This is a genomic window from Clostridium saccharoperbutylacetonicum N1-4(HMT) (assembly GCF_000340885.1).
GTDB lineage: Bacteria > Bacillota > Clostridia > Clostridiales > Clostridiaceae > Clostridium > Clostridium saccharoperbutylacetonicum.
Genome location: NC_020291.1, coordinates 4,997,578 through 5,019,469, shown reverse-complemented (window position 1 = coordinate 5,019,469; position 21,892 = coordinate 4,997,578). Strand labels below are relative to the sequence as shown.

The 21,892-nt window shown below is 30.6% G+C and carries 16 protein-coding genes; all 16 read left to right on the top strand.

What is annotated here, in order from left to right:
- The first annotated feature begins 100 nt into the window (after nt 1-100).
- Nucleotides 101-3,019, top strand: coding sequence for a DNA topoisomerase IV subunit A (locus tag CSPA_RS22355; RefSeq protein ID WP_015394668.1), 2,919 nt, complete (start codon nt 101-103; stop codon nt 3,017-3,019).
- A 123-nt stretch (nt 3,020-3,142) separates the two neighbouring features.
- Nucleotides 3,143-3,694 (top strand): DJ-1 family glyoxalase III, encoded by a 552-nt coding sequence (locus CSPA_RS22350; RefSeq protein ID WP_015394667.1) that lies wholly within the window; start codon nt 3,143-3,145, stop codon nt 3,692-3,694.
- Between the two features lie 100 nt (nt 3,695-3,794).
- Entirely contained in the window at nt 3,795-5,561 is a 1,767-nt protein-coding gene (gene recJ, locus CSPA_RS22345) for a single-stranded-DNA-specific exonuclease RecJ (protein WP_015394666.1), read from the top strand.
- Nucleotides 5,562-5,757: 196 nt separating this feature from the next.
- Complete coding sequence (locus CSPA_RS22340) at nt 5,758-6,831, top strand: undecaprenyldiphospho-muramoylpentapeptide beta-N-acetylglucosaminyltransferase (protein WP_015394665.1); 1,074 nt, start codon at nt 5,758-5,760, stop codon at nt 6,829-6,831.
- A 150-nt stretch (nt 6,832-6,981) separates the two neighbouring features.
- Nucleotides 6,982-7,413, top strand: a complete 432-nt coding sequence (locus CSPA_RS22335; RefSeq protein ID WP_015394664.1) for a flavodoxin domain-containing protein — start codon at nt 6,982-6,984, stop codon at nt 7,411-7,413.
- 138 nt (nt 7,414-7,551) lie between these two features.
- On the top strand, nt 7,552-11,061 hold the full coding sequence (gene nifJ / locus CSPA_RS22330; RefSeq protein ID WP_015394663.1) for a pyruvate:ferredoxin (flavodoxin) oxidoreductase: 3,510 nt from the start codon (nt 7,552-7,554) through the stop codon (nt 11,059-11,061).
- A 289-nt stretch (nt 11,062-11,350) separates the two neighbouring features.
- Nucleotides 11,351-11,722 carry a DUF1292 domain-containing protein gene (locus CSPA_RS22325; RefSeq protein WP_015394662.1) on the top strand — a complete coding sequence of 124 codons (372 nt, stop codon included), beginning with the start codon at nt 11,351-11,353 and terminating at the stop codon, nt 11,720-11,722.
- 224 nt (nt 11,723-11,946) lie between these two features.
- Nucleotides 11,947-13,140, top strand: coding sequence for a pyridoxal phosphate-dependent aminotransferase (locus tag CSPA_RS22320; protein WP_015394661.1), 1,194 nt, complete (start codon nt 11,947-11,949; stop codon nt 13,138-13,140).
- A 205-nt stretch (nt 13,141-13,345) separates the two neighbouring features.
- Complete coding sequence (locus CSPA_RS22315) at nt 13,346-13,984, top strand: HAD-IB family hydrolase (RefSeq protein ID WP_015394660.1); 639 nt, start codon at nt 13,346-13,348, stop codon at nt 13,982-13,984.
- Between the two features lie 27 nt (nt 13,985-14,011).
- Entirely contained in the window at nt 14,012-14,746 is a 735-nt protein-coding gene (locus CSPA_RS22310; protein WP_015394659.1) for an aminotransferase class IV, read from the top strand.
- A 119-nt stretch (nt 14,747-14,865) separates the two neighbouring features.
- Nucleotides 14,866-16,842, top strand: coding sequence for a DUF342 domain-containing protein (locus CSPA_RS22305; protein WP_015394658.1), 1,977 nt, complete (start codon nt 14,866-14,868; stop codon nt 16,840-16,842).
- Nucleotides 16,843-16,857: 15 nt separating this feature from the next.
- Nucleotides 16,858-17,307, top strand: coding sequence for a chemotaxis protein CheW (locus CSPA_RS22300; protein ID WP_015394657.1), 450 nt, complete (start codon nt 16,858-16,860; stop codon nt 17,305-17,307).
- 9 nt (nt 17,308-17,316) lie between these two features.
- Nucleotides 17,317-17,805 (top strand): chemoreceptor glutamine deamidase CheD, encoded by a 489-nt coding sequence (locus CSPA_RS22295; protein WP_015394656.1) that lies wholly within the window; start codon nt 17,317-17,319, stop codon nt 17,803-17,805.
- 22 nt (nt 17,806-17,827) lie between these two features.
- Nucleotides 17,828-18,949, top strand: a complete 1,122-nt coding sequence (locus CSPA_RS22290; protein ID WP_015394655.1) for a protein-glutamate methylesterase/protein-glutamine glutaminase — start codon at nt 17,828-17,830, stop codon at nt 18,947-18,949.
- 8 nt (nt 18,950-18,957) lie between these two features.
- Nucleotides 18,958-19,725: a CheR family methyltransferase gene (locus CSPA_RS22285; protein ID WP_015394654.1), complete on the top strand. Its 768-nt coding sequence runs from the start codon at nt 18,958-18,960 to the stop codon at nt 19,723-19,725.
- Between the two features lie 14 nt (nt 19,726-19,739).
- Nucleotides 19,740-21,803, top strand: a complete 2,064-nt coding sequence (locus CSPA_RS22280; RefSeq protein WP_015394653.1) for a chemotaxis protein CheA — start codon at nt 19,740-19,742, stop codon at nt 21,801-21,803.
- Nucleotides 21,804-21,892: the final 89 nt, after the last annotated feature.

Below are 21,892 nucleotides of genomic sequence, written 5' to 3'. Positions count from 1 at the left end.
AGTTTACAGTTTACAATTTACAGTTTACAGTTGAGGGGTGAATTTATTCCACAACTGTAAATTGTGCACTGTAAACTGTAAACTGAAGAAGGGATATATTATGGCAAAGAAGAATGAAAATAACATACCTAAGGATAATAATATAATTAACATTCCTATTGAAGAGGCAATGCCAGAAAATTATTTGCCTTATGCAATAGAAGTAGCAAAAGATAGAGCACTTCCAGATGTTAGAGATGGATTAAAGCCAGTACATAGAAGAATTTTATATGGAGCGTATATGTTAAAGGCGTTTCCGGATAGACCATATTATAAGTCTGCAAGAATAGTTGGGGATATACTAGGTAAATATCATCCACACGGTGATACATCAGTTTATGAGTCTATGGTAATTTTAGCCCAAGATTTTTCTACAAGAGCACCTCTTATAGAAGGCCATGGAAACTGGGGATCTATAGATGGAGATGGAGCAGCAGCAATGAGGTATACAGAAGCGAGAGTATCGCCTATTGCCATGGAAATGCTTCGCGATATTGAAAAAGATACGGTTGATATGGTTCCTAACTATTCGGACAGTGAAATGGAGCCTAAAGTATTACCAAGCAGATATCCTAATCTTTTAGTAAATGGAACGTTTGGTATAGCTGTTGGTCTTGCAACTAATATACCACCACACAATCTAGGAGAAGTGACGGATGGCGTTTTAGCTTATATTGATAATAATGAGATAACAACTAGTGAGTTAATGAAATATATTAAAGGTCCAGACTTACCGACAGGTGGGATCTTAATTGGAGAAAAATCTATTTTAGCTGCTTATGAAACCGGAGAAGGAAAAGTTGCATATAGGGCTAAAACTAACATAGAAAAGCTTGAAAATGGTAGAATTGGTATAGTTATAACTGAATTCCCATTCAGAAGAAATAAATCTAAACTTCTTCAAACTATATCTGAAATGACAGGGGACAAAAGGCATGCCAAAGCGTTAGAAGCTATAACAGATATTAGAGATGAATCTGATAGAAATGGAATCAGAGCTGTAGTTGAATTAAAGAAAAATGCAGATGAAGATGTAGCTGATAAGATATTAAAATATTTATTTAAGAAAACTGATTTGCAGTGTAACATTAGTTTTAATATGGTTGCATTAGCAAATGGAAAGCCTGAAACTATGAGTTTGAAGGCTATAATACGATATTATGTAGAACATCAAAAAGAAATAATAACTAGAAGAACAAGCAAAGAGCTTGAAGTAGCAAAGAAGAGACATCATATTGTTGAAGGTTTTATTAAGGCTATAAGTATATTAGATGAAGTAATAGCGATGATTAGAAGTTCGAAATCTAAGAAGGATGCTTCTATAAATTTAATTGATAAATTTGGATTTTCAGAAGACCAAGCTCAGGCTGTATTAGAACTTATGTTGTATAGATTAACAGGTCTTGAAATAGAGGTGTTTCAAAAGGAATATGAACAACTTGACAAACTTATTAAAAAACTTGAAAAAATATTATCTAGTGAAAAGGAACTTTTAAAAGTAGTCAAAAGTGAATTAAAAGAAATTAGTGATAAATATGCAGATAAAAGACGAACTGAAATAGTTCATGATGATAGTGAAAGTAAAATTGAGCTTGAAGAATTAATTGTTATAGAAGATGTTGTAATTACAGTATCGAAAGACGGATTTGTTAAGCGAATGCCTCTTAAAAATTATAATAGATCAAGTTCTAATCCTGAAGATATTGAATATAGAGAAGGAGATTATTTGAGCTTTTTAGTAAATTCAAATACTAAAGATACTCTGGTTGTATTTACAGATAAAGGCTTTATGTATCAGACAAAGGGTATTAATATATCTGAGCTTAAATGGAAGGAAAAAGGAGAAAGGCTTGATGAAATTATTAAAACTTTAAACCTTGAAGAGGAAAAAATAGTTTCAGCCATATCAATAGATAATTTTTCACCAAGTAATGCTCTTAGATTTATCACCAAAAAAGGTGGAATTAAATTAAGTTCATTGGATAAATTCCAAACTTCATATACTAAGCTTCAAGCATTAAAGCTTAGAGAAGATGATGAATTAATAGATGTATGCTTAAGAGAGCTAGAAGAAGAACAAAAATTCTTGAGAGTTAAAAGTAAGTTGGGATTAGAATTTACTCTTGAAGTAAAAGCTTTAGAGGATACATCTAGGAATATATTGCCAATGCAGTTATTCAATTTCCCGAAGGAAGATGAAATAATTGAAGTTGAAGATAGTGAAGAACTTGAATATTTTGAAATAAATCTTGGAATAACAGATAAAAAGAAGTTTAGGGCTTTTGAAAGAATTAAAGAAGATGCCTTGAAAGTTAAAACCAATTCCTTAAAAGAGATACTCATGTTTAGCAATAAGGGATTTGTATACAAAGTCCCAGCATTCCTAATGAAGAAGGTATTAAAAGAAGAAATTGAAGTAGAAGCATTTTTGGGAAAATTAGAAAAGGGAGAAAAAATAATTAGCTTAAAATCAATAGATTCATATACTGATGAAGATTTAGCTGTTTATACATTTTCTAAAAAGGGAATGATTAAGAAGACTTTATTAAAGGAGTTTGAAGGTGATTTCTTTAAACAAGTATGTTATAAGTTTAAGTACGAAGATGATGAAGTAATTTCTACAGAAGTTGAACAATTAAAATTTGGGCATTTAATTATGATTACTAAAAAAGGTATGGCAATAAGATTCCCGGTTGAAAATGTAAATACGATGGGTAAAATTGCATCAGGAGTTACAGGAATAAGCTTACGAGATGAGGATGAAGTTATTTTTGGTAAATATCATAGTAATTATAAAAGTGGAGAAGGAAATAGTGTGATTTTGTCTGAAAGTGATATGGAAGTAATGCTCGTTTCTAAATCTAAAGAAAAATCGGTATTAAAAATAAATGATATTAAATTACAGAATAGAGCAGGAAGAGGAGCTAATATAATGGTTATTGTTCTTGATGATGAAATAAAAGAAGTTACATTAAGATAGTATATATTATATGGTGTTTATAAAATAATTGAGTTATAATTAAGGTAATAATAAATTATAGAATGAGGATGTTCTAAAGTGGTTAGGATATCCTCGTTTGTCTTATAAGAGGAGGAATTTTATATGAAAAAAGTATGCGTATTATTAGCAGAAGGATTTGAAGAAATAGAAGCTTTAACTGTATCTGATATAATGAGAAGAGCAGATGTAACCTGTGATTTAATTTCAATGGAAGATGAAATTGTTAAATCAAGTCATGGACTAGAAATTAAAGCAGATAAAATTTTTGATGCGGATATGGAATATGATTTGGTTGTAATTCCAGGAGGTATACCAGGAGCTACTAATTTGAGAGATGACGAAAGGGTAATAAAATTTGTAAAAAAACAAAATAAAGAAGGAAAATTATTAGCAGCAATTTGTGCAGGGCCAATTGTACTTGGGAAATCTGGTTTGACTGAAGGAATAAACATGACATCATATCCAGGTTATGAAGATGAATTAATTAACTGTGAATATTTAGAAGAAGCAGTTGTGGTTGATAAAAATATAATAACCAGTAGAGGACCAGCAACTGCAATGGCTTTTTCGTATAAATTATTAGAAATGCTAGGGTATGAGCATAAGGTTGAAGCTATTTCATCAGGAATGTTATATAAGATGTATATAGGTTAAGATGTTAGATGTAATTAATAGCAATGCACAATTTTGAATTGTAAAAATTAATAGATATATAATTTGAATTGTGCATTGTAAACTAGAAAGAGGATAAATGATGGCTGAAAGATGGTTTGTAAAAAATATAAAAGCTAATTATAAGCAAATAGCACAAAAATATGGAATTACAGAATTTATGAGCAAGCTTATTATTAATAGGGATATTACAAATGATGAAGTTATAAGAAGCTATGTAAATCCAAGTCTTGAAAGACTTAGAAATGCAAGTGATATGAAAGATTTAGATAAAGCTGTAAATATCCTTAAAGAAAAAATACAATTAAATAAAAAAATACGAATTGTTGGAGATTATGATGTAGATGGAGTTATAAGTATTTACATTTTATATACTGCATTAGTTAAATGCAATGCAAAGGTAGATTATGAAATTCCAGATAGAATTAAAGATGGTTATGGTATAAATAAAGATATAATACAACAAGCTAAGGAAGATGGAGTTGATACAATCTTAACTTGTGACAATGGAATATCAGCGATAGAAGCAATTAAATATGCAAAAGATTTGGGAATGACTGTTATTGTAACAGATCATCATGATATTCCGTTTGTAGAAGATGAAAATAACAATAGAAAATTCATAAGTTCAGAAGCAGATGCTATAGTGAATCCTAAACAAGAAGATTGTAGATATAAATTTAAGCAATTATGTGGAGCAGGAGTAGCATTTAAACTTATTCAAGTGCTTTATGAAAAATTTAATATAGATAAGGAAGAAGCGTTTAAATTAGTAGAATTTTTGGCTATTGCAACAGTTTGTGATGTCGTAGATTTAGTTGATGAGAATAGAATTTTTGTTAAAAAAGGGTTAGAACTTATAAATAATACTAGCAATTTAGGCTTAATGGAATTGCTTAGAGAATGTGAATTAAATGAAAAAAAATTATCAGTATATCATCTTGGATTTATAATAGGACCCTGTATTAATGCATCAGGAAGGTTGGATACTGCGAAAGTAGGATTACAATTATTGCTTTCAAAAGAAGAAGAGGAAGCAGTTACTTTAGCTAAAGGACTAGTAAGGTTAAATGAAGAAAGAAAAGAAATGACAATGAAAGGCGTTGAAACTGCAATAGAAATTGTTGAAATGAACGGGATGATTAATGACAAGGTACTTGTGATTTATATACCAGATGTTCATGAAAGCTTAGCAGGTATAATTGCAGGAAGGATAAGGGAAAAATACAATGCGCCAACTTTGGTCATCACAAAATCCGAAAAAGGGGTAAAGGGTTCTGGTAGATCCATAGAGGAATATAATATGTATGAGGAACTTATTAAATGCAAGGATTTACTTCAAAACTTTGGAGGGCATCCTATGGCTGCTGGATTTTCACTGCAGGAAGAAAATATTGATGAATTTAGAAGAAGATTGAATAGAAATACTGATTTAAAAGATGAAGATTTACTTAGAAAGGTTACCATTGATTGTGCTTTGCCACTTGATTCAATAAGTTATGATTTGATCAATGATATTGAAAGATTAGAACCGTTTGGAAAAGCTAATTCTAAACCATTATTTGCTGAAAAAAATGTAAATTTAATAAAAGCAGTAGTATTGGGTAAAAATAGAAATGTGTTAAAGCTTAAGGTAAAGACTAAATTAAATAAAGTAATAGATGCAATATATTTTGGAGATATTTACGAATTTGAAGAAGAAGTTAGTAATAAGTATGGCAAAGAAGAATTGTTAAAACTTTATGATGGAGTATATAATGGGATAATGATGGATTTGGTTTTTTATCCAAATGTTAATGAATATAATGGAAATACGAGTATTCAAATTGTAGTCCAAAATTACAGATGATTTAGGAAGTTTACAGTTTATGCCCTTTAGGGTACCCTGTGGGCAATTTACAGTGTACAGTTGATATAGCGATTGCTCAAAGTAAGATGCTGATGTAGATATTGTTTATAGTTTGCAATTTACAATTGAGATGAGAAAAATAGAGATCTTACATGGATTTCAATAAATAGTTAAGTGGTTTCGGGAGGGAAGTCTTTTGTCAAAATATAAAATTATAATGACCGGAGGAGGAACAGCAGGGCATGTTACTCCTAATTTAGCGTTGATACCTAAATTGAAAGAAAAAGGATTTGAAATAAAATATATTGGTAGTTTCAATGGTATTGAAAAAGAGATAATAGAAAAAAACAATATACCATTCTTTGGAATAAGCTGTGGGAAATTAAGAAGGTATTTTGATGTTAAAAATTTTACAGATCCATTTAAGATAATGAAGGGAGTTATTCAGTCTATAAGAATAATTTCAAAGGAGCAACCGGATATTGTTTTTTCAAAAGGTGGATTTGTTGCAGTTCCTGTAGTTATTGCAGCATCAATGAAAAAAATACCCGTAGTAGCCCATGAATCTGATATAACACCAGGTTTAGCTAATAAATTATCAGCACCTTTTTGTGATAAATTATGTGTTACTTTTAGAGAAAGCTTAAATTATGTAAAGGGCGATAAAGGTGTACTTACTGGAAGTCCTATAAGAGAAGAAATCCTTAAGGGTGATAAATTTAAAGGGAAAAAACTATGTGGATTTACTAATGATAAGGAAACATTGCTTATAATGGGGGGAAGCCTTGGATCTAAACTGATAAATGAGGAAATAAGAAAGAACTTAGATAGACTTTTAAGTGAATTTAATATAATTCACATTTGCGGAAAAGGTAATATTGAGGAAAGCTTGAAAGATAGAAGTGGGTATCAACAATTTGAATATGTAAGCGATGAACTACCAAATCTTATGGCTGCTGCAGATTACATAGTATCAAGAGCAGGAGCTAATTCTATATTTGAATTTCTGGCGTTAAAAAAACCAACTTTATTGATTCCTCTTTCTAAAAAGGCGAGTAGAGGAGATCAAATTTTGAACTCTAAATCCTTTAAAAAAGAAGGATATTCATTAATGATAGAAGAAGAAGAAATTAATGAAAAAGTATTATATGAGAAAATTATTGAATTAAAGAAGAGAAAAAGAGAATTGATAGGAAATATGGAGAAAAGTCAAGCCCAAAATGGTGTAGAAGCAATAGTAGGGGTATTATTAAAGAGCATTGGAGAATAGATTGCTAAAATCTATAAATATTATTTAAAATAATACAAATTATATAATCAAATCTTGCAAAAAAAAATATGTGAGATATAATAAAAGAGTAAGTTTATTTTAGTTAATAAGTAAGTTAATTATTTAACGAGAAGATGAGGTGCTGTTTCAATGAAGAAAGTGTCAATAATATATTGGAGTTGTGGTGGTAATATCGAGATTCTAGCAAACAAAATGGCAGAGGGTGCTAGAGAGCAAGGTGCAAATGTTAACTTAAAGCATGTTGCAGATGCCACAATAGAAGATGTATTAGAAGCAGATTGCCTTGCTTTTGGCTGCCCAGCATTAGATGCAACTAAAATAGAACAAGAAGAAATGAGACCATTTCTTCAACAGTTAGAATCTTTTAAAGATCAGAATGAAAATAAGAATTGTATTTTGTTTGCTACCTATGGATGGATTGATAATTCTTTCATGAAAATATGGAAAGATGAGATGTCATCATATGGGTTTAATGTGATTGGAGATTTAGCAGTTAAAGATTCAATAACTAAGAAGCACTCGAGTATGATTATGAACTTAAGTAAACAATTGGTTAAATAAACTGATTGTAATATTGCTTAAGAGGTGTGACTTTTAGCTAGTCAAATGTTAATATGTTTATTAGGTGGTCTTTTAAGACTAACTTATTAATAAATACTCTAAATTTAATTTTTAAATTTTGAAAGAGGGGTCAACGCGATGAGAAAAATGAAAACTATGGATGGTAATACTGCAGCAGCTCATATATCTTATGCATTTACAGAAGTTTCTGCAATATTCCCAATTACACCATCATCACCAATGGCAGAACATGTAGATGAATGGGTAGCACAAGGAAGAAAGAACATATTTGGACAAACTGTAAAAGTTATGGAAATGCAATCAGAAGCTGGAGCAGCTGGTGCAGTTCATGGATCTTTACAAGCTGGAGCATTAACAACTACTTATACTGCTTCACAAGGTTTATTATTAATGATACCAAACATGTACAAAATTGCTGGTGAAATGTTACCAGGAGTATTCCACGTTTCAGCTAGAGCATTAGCTACATCTTCTCTAAATATATTTGGAGATCATCAAGATGTTATGGCAGCAAGACAAACTGGTTTTGCAATGCTTGCAGAAGGATCAGTTCAAGAAGTAATGGATTTAGCAGCAGTAGCTCATTTAACTGCTATTAAAACAAGAATTCCATTCTTAAACTTCTTTGATGGATTCAGAACTTCTCATGAAGTACAAAAAATTGAAGTTTTAGAATATGATGAATTAGCAAAATTACTTGATTGGGATTCAGTTAAAGCTTTCAGAGAAAGAGCATTAAACCCAAATCACCCTGTAACTAGAGGAACTGCTCAAAATGCAGATGTATATTTCCAAGAAAGAGAATCTGTAAATAGATTCTATGATGAATTACCAGAAACAGTAGAAAGCTACATGGCTGAAATTACTAAGTTAACTGGTAGAGAATATCACTGTTTCGATTACTATGGAGCACCAGATGCTGATAGAGTAATCATTGCTATGGGTTCAGCTACTGACGTTTGTGAAGAAACTATAGATTACTTAAATGCTAATGGACAAAAAGTTGGTGTTATTAAAGTAAGATTATTCAGACCATTCTCAAATGAAAGATTATTAGCAGCTATTCCAAAGACAGTTAAGAAAATTGCTGTTTTAGATAGAACTAAAGAACCAGGATCAGCTGGAGAACCATTATACTTAGATGTTAGAAATGCATTCTTCGGACAAGCTGATGCACCAGTTATTGTTGGTGGTAGATTCGGTTTAGGTTCAAAAGATCCAAATCCAGGACATATTGCTGCAGTTTATGCTAACTTAGCACAAGCTACACCAAAGAATGGATTTACAATAGGAATCAATGATGACGTTACAAATACTTCATTAGAAGTAACTGAAGATATAGATGCTACTCCAGAAGGAACTACATCTTGTAAGTTCTGGGGATTAGGATCAGATGGTACTGTTGGAGCAAACAAGAGTGCAATCAAGATTATCGGAGATAATACTGATATGTACGCTCAAGCATACTTCTTCTATGATTCAAAGAAATCAGGAGGAATCACAGTATCTCACTTAAGATTTGGTAAGAAAGCAATTAAGTCACCATACTTAATTAACAAAGCAGACTTTGTTTCATGTTCTAACCAATCATATGTTCACAAATACAATGTACTTGATGGATTAAAGCCAGGTTCAACTTTCTTATTAAATACTATCTGGTCACCAGAAGAATTAGAAGAAAAATTACCTGCTTCATATAAGAGATTTTTAGCAAATAACAACATTAAGTTCTACACTTTAAATGCTGTAGGTATTGCTCAAGAAATCGGTCTTGGCGGAAGAATCAACATGATAATGCAATCAGCTTTCTTTAAGTTAGCTAATGTTATTCCAGTTGAAGATGCTATTAGACACTTAAAAGAGTCAGTTGTAACTTCTTATGGTAAGAAGGGTGAAAAAGTTGTTAACATGAACAACGCAGCTATAGATAAAGGTGTTGAATCAATTGTTGCAATCAATATTCCAGAAGCTTGGAAGACTGCACAAGATGAAAAAGAAGAAGAAGTTAAACACATGACTAAGTTTGTTAAGGATATAGTTATTCCAATGAACAGACAAGAAGGAGATCAACTTCCAGTTTCAGCATTTATAGGAATGGAAGATGGTACTTTTGAAAATGGTACTGCAGCATTCGAAAAAAGAGGAATTGCAGTAAATGTTCCTGAATGGGATTCAGAAAAATGTATCCAATGTAACCAATGTTCAATAGTATGTCCACATGCTGTAATAAGACCATTCTTATTAACAGAAGCAGAAAAGAATGCTGCTCCAGAATCAGTTAAAGCAGTTGCTGCTAAGGCATTAAAGACAGAAGAACCATTATTCTACGCTATGGGAATTTCTCCATTAGATTGTAGTGGGTGTGGAAACTGTGCTCAAGTATGTCCTGCTCCAGGAAAAGCATTAGTTATGCAACCACAAGAAAGCCAACATGTAAATATTCCAGCTTGGGATTACTTAGTACATGATATTTCAGTTAAGAAGAACCCAATGAACAAGAAGACAGTTAAAGGTAGCCAATTTGAGCAACCATTACTTGAATTCTCAGGAGCTTGTGCAGGTTGTGGAGAAACTCCATATGTTAAAGCTATAACTCAATTAGTTGGTGATAGAATGATGGTAGCTAATGCAACTGGATGTACATCAATTTGGGGAGGATCTGCTCCTTCAACTCCATATACTAAGAATAAAGAAGGACATGGACCAGCTTGGGCTAACTCATTATTCGAAGATAATGCTGAATATGGATTAGGTATGTTCTTAGGAGTTAAAGCTATCAGAGAAAGAATTGCAGGAGAAGCAAAAGCTGCTATAGCTGCAAATGATCCAGCAAAAGCTGAATTACAAGATTGGTTAGACAATGTTGATGAAGGTGAAGGAACTAGAGAAAGAGCTAATGCATTAGTTGCTGCTCTAGAAAAATCAGGAACTGAAGCTGCTAAATCAATTTTAGCTCAAAAAGATTACTTCGTTAAGAGATCACAATGGATCTTCGGAGGAGACGGATGGGCATACGATATCGGATACGGTGGAGTTGACCATGTATTAGCTTCTGGAGAAGATGTAAATATATTAGTAGTAGATACAGAAGTTTATTCTAACACTGGTGGTCAATCATCTAAAGCTACTCCAACTGCTGCAATCGCTAAGTTTGCTGCAAGTGGTAAGAAGACTAAGAAGAAAGATCTTGGTATGATGGCTATGAGTTATGGTTATGTATATGTAGCTCAAATTAACATGGGTGCTGATAAGAACCAAGTTATGAAAGCTCTTGCAGAAGCAGAAGCTTACAAAGGACCATCATTAATAATTGCTTATGCACCATGTATCAATCATGGATTAAGAATTGGTATGGGTAACAGCCAAGAAGAAGCTAAGAGAGCTAGTGCATGTGGATATTGGCAAATGTACAGATTCAACCCAGAATTAAAAGAAGCTGGAAAGAATCCATTCTCATTAGATTCAAAAGAACCAACAGCAGATTTCAAGGAATTCTTAATGGGAGAAGTTAGATACTCTTCATTAGCTAAAGCATTCCCAGAACAAGCTGAAGCTTTATTTGAAAAGACTAAACAAGATGCTATGGAAAGATTAGAAGGATACAAGAAGTTAGCTAATCAACAATAGTATTGAGGAATAAATAACTAAATTTGCGCGAAAAAGAAGAAGTCACTTTTGTGGCTTCTTTTTTATAAATAATAAAAAAAATTAATTTTAGGGTTTTATTTTATTGAAATACAAGGTAAAATTAATTGAGACATTATCAAAAATTAATTCTGTATAAAATTGTTTGTTTTATGAAATGATATTTTTGTAAGTAAATACAATTAATTTTTTAGCACTATCTTATCAACATAATATAGACATATTATTAATAATTATTTTTTTGATACATATACCTAAAGGAGGTTTTATAATGGATAAAGATTTAGAAAAATGCGGATGCAATAATGAAGAAGAAAACAACTGCGGATGTGGTGGACATAATCATGGTGAAGACCATGAATGCAATTGTGGAAATGACCATGATCATGAATGTGGATGTGGATGCGGTGATGATGAAGAAAACTTCGTTATAGATTTAGAAGATGAAAATGGAAATGTAATTACATGCCCTGTAGTTGATGAATTTGAGTATGAAGGAAATATGTACTATTTAGCTCAAAACCCAAATGAAGACTCAGTTTATCTTTTTAGATTAGATGGTGAAGCTTTAGTAGTTCCAGACGAAGAAGAATTTGACAAAGTATCAGCTTATTATGAAAATGAGCTAGTTGGCGAAGAATAATATGATAAAAAAGACTTTAGGATATTTAGCTAAAGTCTTTTTTTTGTAGGAAAAAATATAGTAAAGGAAGAGCGGCTAATAAGCTATTGCTCCAATATTGTATATAGTTTACAATTCAAAATAATAATGATATATTTTAAATGTGTGACGATAGGGTACAATATATATAATTACATATACTATTTGATAAAGAACATAAGTGTCAAAATGGGAGGAATAAAGCAATGCAATTATCTAAAAAGGCAGGTAATATAACACCATCTATTACATTAGCAATCACAGCTAAGGCTAATGAATTGAAAAGTCAAGGGGTAGATGTGGTAAGTTTTGGGGCAGGAGAACCGGATTTTAATACACCACAAAATATAATTCAAGCAGCTATAGATGCTATGAATAATGGGAAGACTAAGTATACACCAGCTGGAGGGATGTTGGAGTTAAAAGAAACTATTTGTGACAAATTTAAAAAAGATAATAATTTGGAATATAAACCAAACCAAATAATAATATCTACTGGTGCAAAGCAGTGTTTGGCGAATACACTTATGGCTGTTTTAAATCCTGAGGATGAGGTATTGCTTCCAGTGCCTTATTGGGTCAGTTATCCTGAACTAGTGAAGTTAGCTGATGGAGTTCCTGTATTTGTAGAAACATCAAAAGAAAGTAATTATAAATATACAAGAGCAGATTTAGAAAAGGCTGTCACAAATCAAACAAAAGCAATAATAATTAATAGTCCTAATAATCCAACAGGAACTATTTATCATGAAGAAGAACTATTGGAAATTGCTAATTTTGCAAAAGAGCATAATTTATTAATTATATCAGATGAAATATATGAAAAATTAATATATGATGGAGAAAAACATATTAGTATTGCAGCTTTAAACGAAGATGCCTATGAGAGAACAATAGTAATTAATGGTGTGTCTAAGTCTTATGCGATGACAGGATGGAGACTTGGTTATGCAGCAGCAAGTGAAAAAATAATTAAACTTATGACTAGTCTTCAAAGTCATATGACATCAAATGTAAATACAATAACACAATACGCAACTATTGAAGCTTTAAATGGACCGGTGGAAGATTTAAATAATATGGTCAAAGAATTTGAGAATAGAAGAAATTTTATGATATACAAATTGGAAAAGTTAAATGAAATATCAATTATCAGACCTAGTGGGGCGTTTTATATTATGGTGAGTATAGCAGCATACTTAAATACGACTTTTAGAGATCAAGAAATTAATAATTCCGTAGATTTTGCTAGGGTATTATTAGAAGAGGAAAAAGTAGCGGTTGTACCTGGTGCAGGATTTGGAGCAGATGAATATATAAGATTATCATATGCAACATCTATGGATGTAATTGAAAATGGAATAGATAGAATTTCAATATTTTTAAGTAAAATTAAGTAAAATATATAAAAAAGTATTTTAATTGACAATATGCAACGAATAATTGATAATTAAAATATGGAAAATATATAGTGTCAAGAATTAAATAAATATCTAACTCTAAGGATGTATATGTTCTATTAGTAAAAGAACAATTATTAATTGATAATTGTTGATTAGAACTTGTGAATCTTGAGTTATATATTAAAAAGGTAGGTATAGTGCTTTGGAGAAACTTGCTATATTTGATATAGATTATACGATTACTAAAAAAGAAACCTTAATGGAATTGTTTAAATTTGTAATAAAGAATGATAAAAGGAATATTTGTTTTTTGCCTAGAGCTATATTTTGCGGGATTATGTATGGAATAAAAGTGTATGATGAGCAAAAGGTGAAAGAAAAATTCTTGAAATTTATAGATGGAATAGAGGAAAAAGATTTAGCCATTCTCGTTAAGAAGTTTTATGATGAAAAATTAACTACAATAATATATGAAGATGCATTAAAAATGATAAAAAAATTGAAAAATGAAGGATATTTGATATATCTAATTTCTGCATCCCCAGAATTTTATATAAATGAATTTTATAATATAAAAGAAGTTGATAGAGTAATTGGAACAAAGTTTTGGTTTAAAAATGGTGTTTTTACAAGAAAAATTAATGGAAGAAATTGTAAGGGAGAGGAGAAGGTAAAGAGATTAAAAGAAGTAATAAAAGATGAAAAAATCAAAGTGGATTTTAAAGAATCTTATATGTTTTCGGATTCTTTATCTGATAAACCTCTTTTGGATTTGGTAGGAAAACCTTATTTAATAAATTACAGTAAAAAGCATGAAATTGAAATACTAAAATGGCAATAAAAGATAGATAAGAAAAGAGTGATGGAGATGGAGGAAAAAATAATATATGAAGTTTTGCGAGTTTTAGAAGGAAAACCGCTTTTTTTAGAGAATCATTTAAGGAGAATGAAAAATTCTTTTGAATTAATTAATGAAAATTTTAAAATTACTTATGATGAAATAAGCGAAAAAATAAAAGAATTGATAAAAAGTGAAAAAAAAGTTGAAGGAAATATAAAAATAACATATTCGGTCAATGAAAAGTTATTAAGAATATTTTTTATTGAACACTCATATCCTTCATCAGATATGTATAAAGATGGAGTTAAAACCATTTTGTATTTTGCTGAAAGAGAAAATCCTAATGCAAAAATAATTAACACAACTTTTAGAGAACGAATTAATAATGAAATAAGAGACAAAAATGTTTACGAAGCAATACTGGTTGATTCAAAAGGAAATATTACGGAAGGAAGCAGATCAAACATATTTATGGTTAAAGACAATATTCTTATTACTTCTCCGTTAAAAAAGGTTTTGCCTGGAGTTACCAGAGGCGAAGTGATTGAGATAGCTTTAAGAAATGGTATAGAAGTTAAAGAAGAGGAATTTAAAGCTTCAGATATTGGTGAGTTGGATGGTATGTTTATTTCAGGTACATCTCCTAAAATATTACCAATAAGTAAAGTTGATAATATAAATTTTAATATTAACAATGATTTAATTAGAAAATTAATTGAAGAATATAATCATGAGATAGATTCATATATAAAAATGCATTGAAAAATGAAATTTTTGCACTTATTTGTAAAATTACATAAATTAATATAAATAAATGAATATAAAATTATATTAGCCTGTGGTATACTAAAAGAAAAGAGTATTTTTTAGGGGGAGATATTATGAGTTTGAAATTTTCAGCATCATCATTAGGAGAATGTCTAGATAAAGCAGCTAGTGAATTAAATATTGCTAAAGAAAATTTAAAATATAAGGTCACTAAAGAAGAAAAGCATTTTTTTAAAAAGATCGTTGAAATAGAAATATTAGAGAGTGAACTTAATAAAATAGAAGAAAATGAGCAAGAAATAATAAAAAATGATATTGAAAATAAAGTTACAGAGAATATAGAAGAAGATGATATGGAATACGGAGCTAAAGTGGAGAATGGAAAGATAATAGTAAAAGACTCTGGTAATAGCAATGAAGTTATCACAATAAAACCATGTGATGGCATTAAATTATATGTTAATGGTGAGCTCTCAGGGCAAATAGCAGAAGTATCTTCCCGTGATAATATAGAATATAAATTTGAAGAAGTTGAACCAACAAAAAGTGCAGAAATACAAATTACAAGTAATAAAATGGAAGCTTATCTTAGTATAAAGTCTAATCCTGTACATATATATAAGCTAGTTGAACAAGGATACCGTAAGAATTTAGTTATTCAAAAGAAAAGGGTAGAAGACAAACATCCAGCAAAATATACTGTGAATGAATTAAGGGCTTTATTGCAAAATAAAGGTATTCGATATGGTATAATTAATGATGCATTAGAAGAAGCTTGTCAAGTTCATCATGTAGAAGATTTACTTGTAGCAAAAGGTATGCCTGCTCAAGATGACATACCTGACGAAATTCAGGTATTATTCAAGGAATCTGAAGAGTTAAAAGGGTATGAAGAAACAAGTGATAAAATTGATTTTAGAAATAGATTTTCAATTGCAAATGCTGTTGTTGGAGATGTTATAGGTAGAATAATACATGGTACTACAGGAAGTGATGGACAAGATGTTTTTGGCGTACAATTAAAAAGAAAGACGTCAAAAAAAGTTGCATTAAAAATTGGAGACGGATGTAAACTTGAACATGATGAAGTTATAGCAACTACTGAAGGAAAACCTTCGTTCAAAACCAATACATTTGCAGTAAATAAGCAATATAAGGTAGATCAGGTTGATTTGAAGAGTGGTAATATTGACTTTGTTGGTAATGTTGAAGTAACTGGAGCGGTTTTGGAAGGTATGGAGGTAAAAGCCGGGAATGAATTACTAATTGGGAAAAATGTAGAGTCTGCAACAGTGCGATCGGGCGGAGAAATAAGAATAAATGGTAACGTATTAAATTCAACAGTTACGGCAGGTTGTGAAAATGTTGAAAGAAAGCAATATTTGGATAATTTGTTAACATATAAAAGTATTATGGAAGAATTGCGAGCTTCCGCTGAACAAGTAAAGGGAAACAAATTATTAGGTGATAGAAAAGATGGAGAAATTATTAAGATTCTAATTGAGAATAAATTTAAAGCATTGCCTAACTTATCAAGAAGTGTTTTGAATTTCAACATGTCACAAGGTATTCAACATAGTGAGTTGGTTACTTTTATAATAAATAAATTGATTGGACTAGGACCTCTTAAAATGGAAAGCTATAAAGAGCTTGAAAAGTTTGAAAATATGCTTGATGAGGAAATAGAAGAAATAGAGGCGTTAATAGTGGTTCCAGCGGATATTTATCTAGGATATGCACAAGGAGCAACCATAGAGGCATCAGGAAATGTTTATATAACTGGAAAAGGTCAGTATACATGTGATATTACCGCTTTAAATAAAATAGAATTTACAAATGAAAAAGCAGTGTGTAGAGGAGGTACACTATACGCTGGTTCAGAGATAAGAGTAAAGACAGTAGGAAGTGAGGCGGGAGTTAATACTATATTGAAGGTTTCTAAGAAAGGTCGTATTTTTGCTGATATAGCACATTATAATACAGTTTTTTGTTTTGGAGAAAAGCAAATGGTATTAGATATCTCTTCTAAAAATGTAGAGGCATATTTGGACAAAGATGGAGACGTAACGATTGATAAGTTCATTTTATAGGAGGTTATAAAACTAATGGCGAGTAATGAAATTAAGATATTAATATTTGGACTTGGTGGAGAACATTATGCAACAGATATAAAGGAAGTTGAAAGAATTCTAGGGTATCAAGAACCTACTGTTTTACCTGAAGCTCCATCTTTTGTTAAAGGAGTAATTAATTATGAAGAAAGAATACTTCCAATTATAAGTTTATCTAAAAAATTTAGAATTGGAGAAGATATAAATAATGATGATAAAAAAATTATTGTTGTAAAAAGAGCATCAAATAAATTTGGGATAATTGTTGAAAATGTATATGAAGTAAGAGATGTAAATAGTGACTTAATGGAAGAGGCTCCTCCAATAACAGCTACAATAGATAAAAAATACATTTCTGGATTAATAAAGCTTGGAGAAAATATAGTTATTTTGCTAGACTTAGAAAAAATATTATCTTCTGAAGATGAAGAAAGAATCTTTTAGGGGGTAAAAATGGTAGGTGCAGAGATAAAAGTTGGAATAGCTGATTTGAATTTGGTACTGGATCCAGGAACAATAATGACTATAGGATTAGGCTCATGCATAGGCATAGCTTTATATGATAAAACATTAAAAGTTGCTGGATTGGCACATATAATGCTTCCTGATAGCACTCAATTTAAAAATAACACTAACCCTATGAAATTTGCAGATACTGCTATACCTATTTTAATAGAAAAAATGGAAAAAGAGGGCTGCAAAAAAAGAAACCTTATAGCCAAAATTGCAGGGGGGGCATCAATGTTTAATTTTACTGATAAAAGTATAATAAGTGATATTGGTAAAAGAAACAGTGACGCGGTAAAAAAAGCTTTAAAAGATGAAGCTGTACCTGTAATCTCAGAAGAGACAGGAGGAAATAAGGGGAGAACAATGATTCTTCACGCAAGTGATGGAAAGGTAGTTCTTAAAGTTGTAGGACAAGGCGTTATGGAAATATAAAATTGCAAGAAAGGGTGATTAGGTGGATAAAATCAAAATTATAGTTGTTGATGACTCGGCGTTTATGAGAAAAGCTATTTCAGATATGATAGAATCTGAAAGTACTTTCGAAGTTATCGCTAAATTTAGAGATGGAAGAGAACTAATTGAAAAGGTTGATAAATATAATCCTGACCTTATCACATTAGACGTACATATGAAAGACTTAGATGGCCTTGCAACATTAAAAGAATTAAAGAAATCAGGGAAAAATTATCCTATAATAATGGTTAGTAGTGCAACAACAGAAGGATCTAAAATGACTTTAGATTGTTTAGATAATGGTGCTATAAGTTTTATACCTAAACCTTCAGGTAGTATTTCACTAGACATAATAAAAATTAGAAATGATTTAGTTGAACAAATTAAAAGTATAACAAGTAGTATGAAGTTTAAAAGGAATCCTTTATTAGAAAACAAAACAAATTATAAAGTTGAACAGAATAGCACAGTAAGCAGCTTCAACTTGCCTAAAGAGAATAGCGTTAGAGAAAGTAGTATGAATATGGAGCGGATTATATCAATACCTAAAAATAAGAGAATTGATGCGGTTGTTATAGGAGCATCTACAGGAGGCCCAAAGGCACTCCAAGAAGTATTAACAAAACTGCCATATAATTTAGGAGTTCCAGTATTTGTAGTACAACATATGCCAGAGGGCTTTACTAAAGTATTCGCAGAAAGATTAGATAAAGCATGTGAAATGAAAGTGGTTGAAGCAGATGATGGAATGAAGATATACAATGATACAATATACATTGCTAAAGGTGGAAAGCATATGACAATTTCAAGTAATAGTTCAATAAAGTTAAATGAAGAACCACCAATATGGGGTGTAAGGCCTGCAGTTGATAAGTTGTTTAATTCAGCTATAAATGTATACAAAGGAAATTTGGTTTCGGCTATTTTAACAGGTATGGGTAGAGATGGTGCTGATGGAACTGCAAATATAAAAGATAGTGGGGGCATAACAATTTCTGAAGATAAATCAACATGTACGATTTATGGTATGCCTAAAGCAGCTTATGAAACTGGTAAAGTAGATTTGGTAGTTCCGCTAGATCAGGTAGCAAATAATATAATAAAAATAGTAAAAGGGGTATAGAAGGAGACATGGATTTTAATGAGTTTCACAAATGGGTTCATAGAGAATTAGGAATCAATTTATCAGCATATAAACCAGAACAGTTAAATAGACGAATAAATAGCTTGATGACAAGAGTGGGTATAAAGTCATTAGATGAATATACTAGAGCGATAAAAGAAAATCCAGAACAAAGGCAAAAGTTTTTGGATTTTATTACGATAAATGTAACAGAGTTTTTTAGAAATCCTGAATTATTTCAAGATTTAGAAAAACAAATTTCTAAAGAATTATTGCCCAATAATCCAAATTTGAAAATTTGGAGTGCGGCGTGTTCTATAGGTTGCGAACCTTATACTTTAGGAATTATTTTAGATAGATTAACTCCAAATGGAAGGCATAATATAATTGCAACAGATATTGATGACACTATTCTTTCTAAAGCGAAAATTGGTGAATATACACAAAATGAAATAAAAGGCGTAAATAATACAGATTTAAGTAAATATTTTAGTACAAAAGACGATAAGTATTATATAATGCCTAAAATTAAGAATATGGTTACATTTAAAAAACATGATTTGATTTTAGACAATTATGAAAATGGCTTTGATTTGATTGTGTGTAGAAACGTTGTTATTTACTTTAATAATGACATAAAGCAGGAAATTTATAAAAAGTTTAGTAATTCATTAAAAAAAGGTGGGCTTTTATTTGTAGGAGCTACAGAAAGTATATATAATTATAGAGACTACGGATTCGAAAAAGCATCAACCTTTATTTATAAAAAATTATAAAGGAGGAATACGTGATGGATACATCTCAATATATGTCAATGTTTTTAGAGGAATCATTAGATAATTTGCAAACATTGAATGAGTCATTATTAGATTTGGAACAAAATCCAGAGGATACAGATAAAGTTAATGAAATATTCAGAGTTGCTCATACAATTAAAGGTATGGCAGCAACAATGGGATTTACAGATCTAGCAGAACTTACTCATAAAATGGAGGACGTATTAGCGGAGTTTAGAGAAGGTGAATTAAAAGTTACACAAGATGTAGTTACAGTATTGTTTGATTGTCTTGATACATTAGAAAAAATGGTTGACAATGTTCAAGAGGGCTCAGATGAAAAAATAGATATAGATGGTATAATGAAAGCTTTAACTGACATTAAAAATAATGGAAATAGTGCAGTTGAAGATAAAAAAGATGAACAAAAGTCTGCATCAGCTATTGATTTACAATTAAATCAATATGATTCATCTGTAATCAAACAAGCAAAAGAAAAGGGCTTTAATTCAATTGAGATAGTGGTTACTTTAAGTGAAAACACGTTGTTAAAATCTGCAAGAGCATTTTTAATTGTTAAAGATCTTGAAGAACATGGCGAAATATTAAAATCAGAACCATCAACACAAGAAATTGAAAATGAGGAATTTGATTTTGAATTAAAATTCATATTAGTAACTAAAAACAGTGTAGATGAAATTTTATCTGTTGTGAATAGTATTTCTGAAGTATCTAAAGTTGAAGCGACATTAATTAGCTTTGAGGGTATTGATGTGGCTCTAAAAGAAATTGATGAAAAAGAGGCACCTGCTAAGCAAGAAGTTCCTGTTAAAGAGGAAACTGTAAAACAAGAAGTAGTAAAACCAGTTGAAGAAAAGTCAGTAGAACCAAAGGCGGAAGCTAAGAAAGAAACAGCTAAGAAAGCAGGACCTAAGAAAGAAGTTAAAAAAGCACATCAATCTGTCAGGGTAGATTTGGAAAGAATAGATAATTTAATGAATATGGTTTCTGAACTTGTAATTTACAGGACTAGATTGGAACAGATTGTAAATGTTCAAAAATCACAAGAATTAAATGAAACTTTAGAACAAGTTGGAAGAACAACATCAGATCTTCAAGATTTAGTTATGAAAATTAGAATGTTACCATTAGATACAGTATTTAATAGATTCCCAAGAATGATTAGAGACGTATCAGTAGAATTAAATAAAGAAATTAATTTCATTATAGAAGGTGCTGATACTGAACTTGATAGGACAGTAATAGATGAAATAGGTGAACCATTAATACATTTATTAAGAAATGCAGCTGACCATGGAATAGAATCAGTGGAAAAGAGAGTTGCGCAAGGTAAATCACCAGTTGGGACTGTTAAGCTAGTAGCGTATCAAGAAGGAACTAAAGCATTAATTAAGGTAATCGATGATGGTGCAGGAATTAATGTAGAAAAAGTTAAAGCTAAAGCGGAGCAAAAGGGGATTAATACAGAAGGAATGTCAGAAAATGATATTAAGAATCTAATTTTTGCACAAGGCTTTAGTACAAATGATGTAGTAACAGATATTTCTGGTAGAGGAGTTGGAATGGATGTCGTTAAGACAAAAATTGCAGCACTTGGAGGAACTGTTGATGTATTAAGTGAAGAAGGAAAAGGTTCAACATTTGTAATTAAGCTTCCGCTTACACTGCAAATAATACAAGCTTTACTTGTAAAAGTTGGAGAAGAAACATTGGCAATTTCATTAGGCTTTATCGATAGAGTAATTGATTATAAAGAAGAAAATATAAAGAGAAGTAATGGAAAAGAAGTTATTGTTTATAGGGAAAATGTAATTCCATTAATAAGATTAAATGAAACTTTAGATATAGAGGCTAGCGAAACTAATAAGAAATTTGTTATAATAGTAAATGTAGGTGATAAGACTATAGGTTTATTAGTTGATTCATTGCATGGACAACAAGAAATAGTTATTAAGCCTTTAGGAAAAACACTTAAGAACTTAGATCAATATATTGGTGCTACTATACTAGGTAATGGTTTGGTAACATTGATATTAGATATAGGTGCATTATTATAAAAAATTTCAAGTTGAATTAATTAAGTTTACTTGATATAGTTAAAATTAGTATAGGTAGATGTTGTTTGATCTTATTTCAAAAATAGAAA

Coding starts and splice junctions, on each gene's coding strand:
- recJ (WP_015394666.1), top strand. CDS start 3,795: ATGGCTGAAAGATGGTTTGTAAAAAATATAAAAGCTAATTATAAGCAA.
- CSPA_RS22310 (WP_015394659.1), top strand. CDS start 14,012: ATGGAGGAAAAAATAATATATGAAGTTTTGCGAGTTTTAGAAGGAAAA.
- CSPA_RS22335 (WP_015394664.1), top strand. CDS start 6,982: ATGAAGAAAGTGTCAATAATATATTGGAGTTGTGGTGGTAATATCGAG.
- CSPA_RS22285 (WP_015394654.1), top strand. CDS start 18,958: ATGGATTTTAATGAGTTTCACAAATGGGTTCATAGAGAATTAGGAATC.
- CSPA_RS22325 (WP_015394662.1), top strand. CDS start 11,351: ATGGATAAAGATTTAGAAAAATGCGGATGCAATAATGAAGAAGAAAAC.
- CSPA_RS22305 (WP_015394658.1), top strand. CDS start 14,866: ATGAGTTTGAAATTTTCAGCATCATCATTAGGAGAATGTCTAGATAAA.
- CSPA_RS22355 (WP_015394668.1), top strand. CDS start 101: ATGGCAAAGAAGAATGAAAATAACATACCTAAGGATAATAATATAATT.
- CSPA_RS22320 (WP_015394661.1), top strand. CDS start 11,947: ATGCAATTATCTAAAAAGGCAGGTAATATAACACCATCTATTACATTA.
- nifJ (WP_015394663.1), top strand. CDS start 7,552: ATGAGAAAAATGAAAACTATGGATGGTAATACTGCAGCAGCTCATATA.
- CSPA_RS22295 (WP_015394656.1), top strand. CDS start 17,317: ATGGTAGGTGCAGAGATAAAAGTTGGAATAGCTGATTTGAATTTGGTA.
- CSPA_RS22350 (WP_015394667.1), top strand. CDS start 3,143: ATGAAAAAAGTATGCGTATTATTAGCAGAAGGATTTGAAGAAATAGAA.
- CSPA_RS22300 (WP_015394657.1), top strand. CDS start 16,858: ATGGCGAGTAATGAAATTAAGATATTAATATTTGGACTTGGTGGAGAA.
- CSPA_RS22280 (WP_015394653.1), top strand. CDS start 19,740: ATGGATACATCTCAATATATGTCAATGTTTTTAGAGGAATCATTAGAT.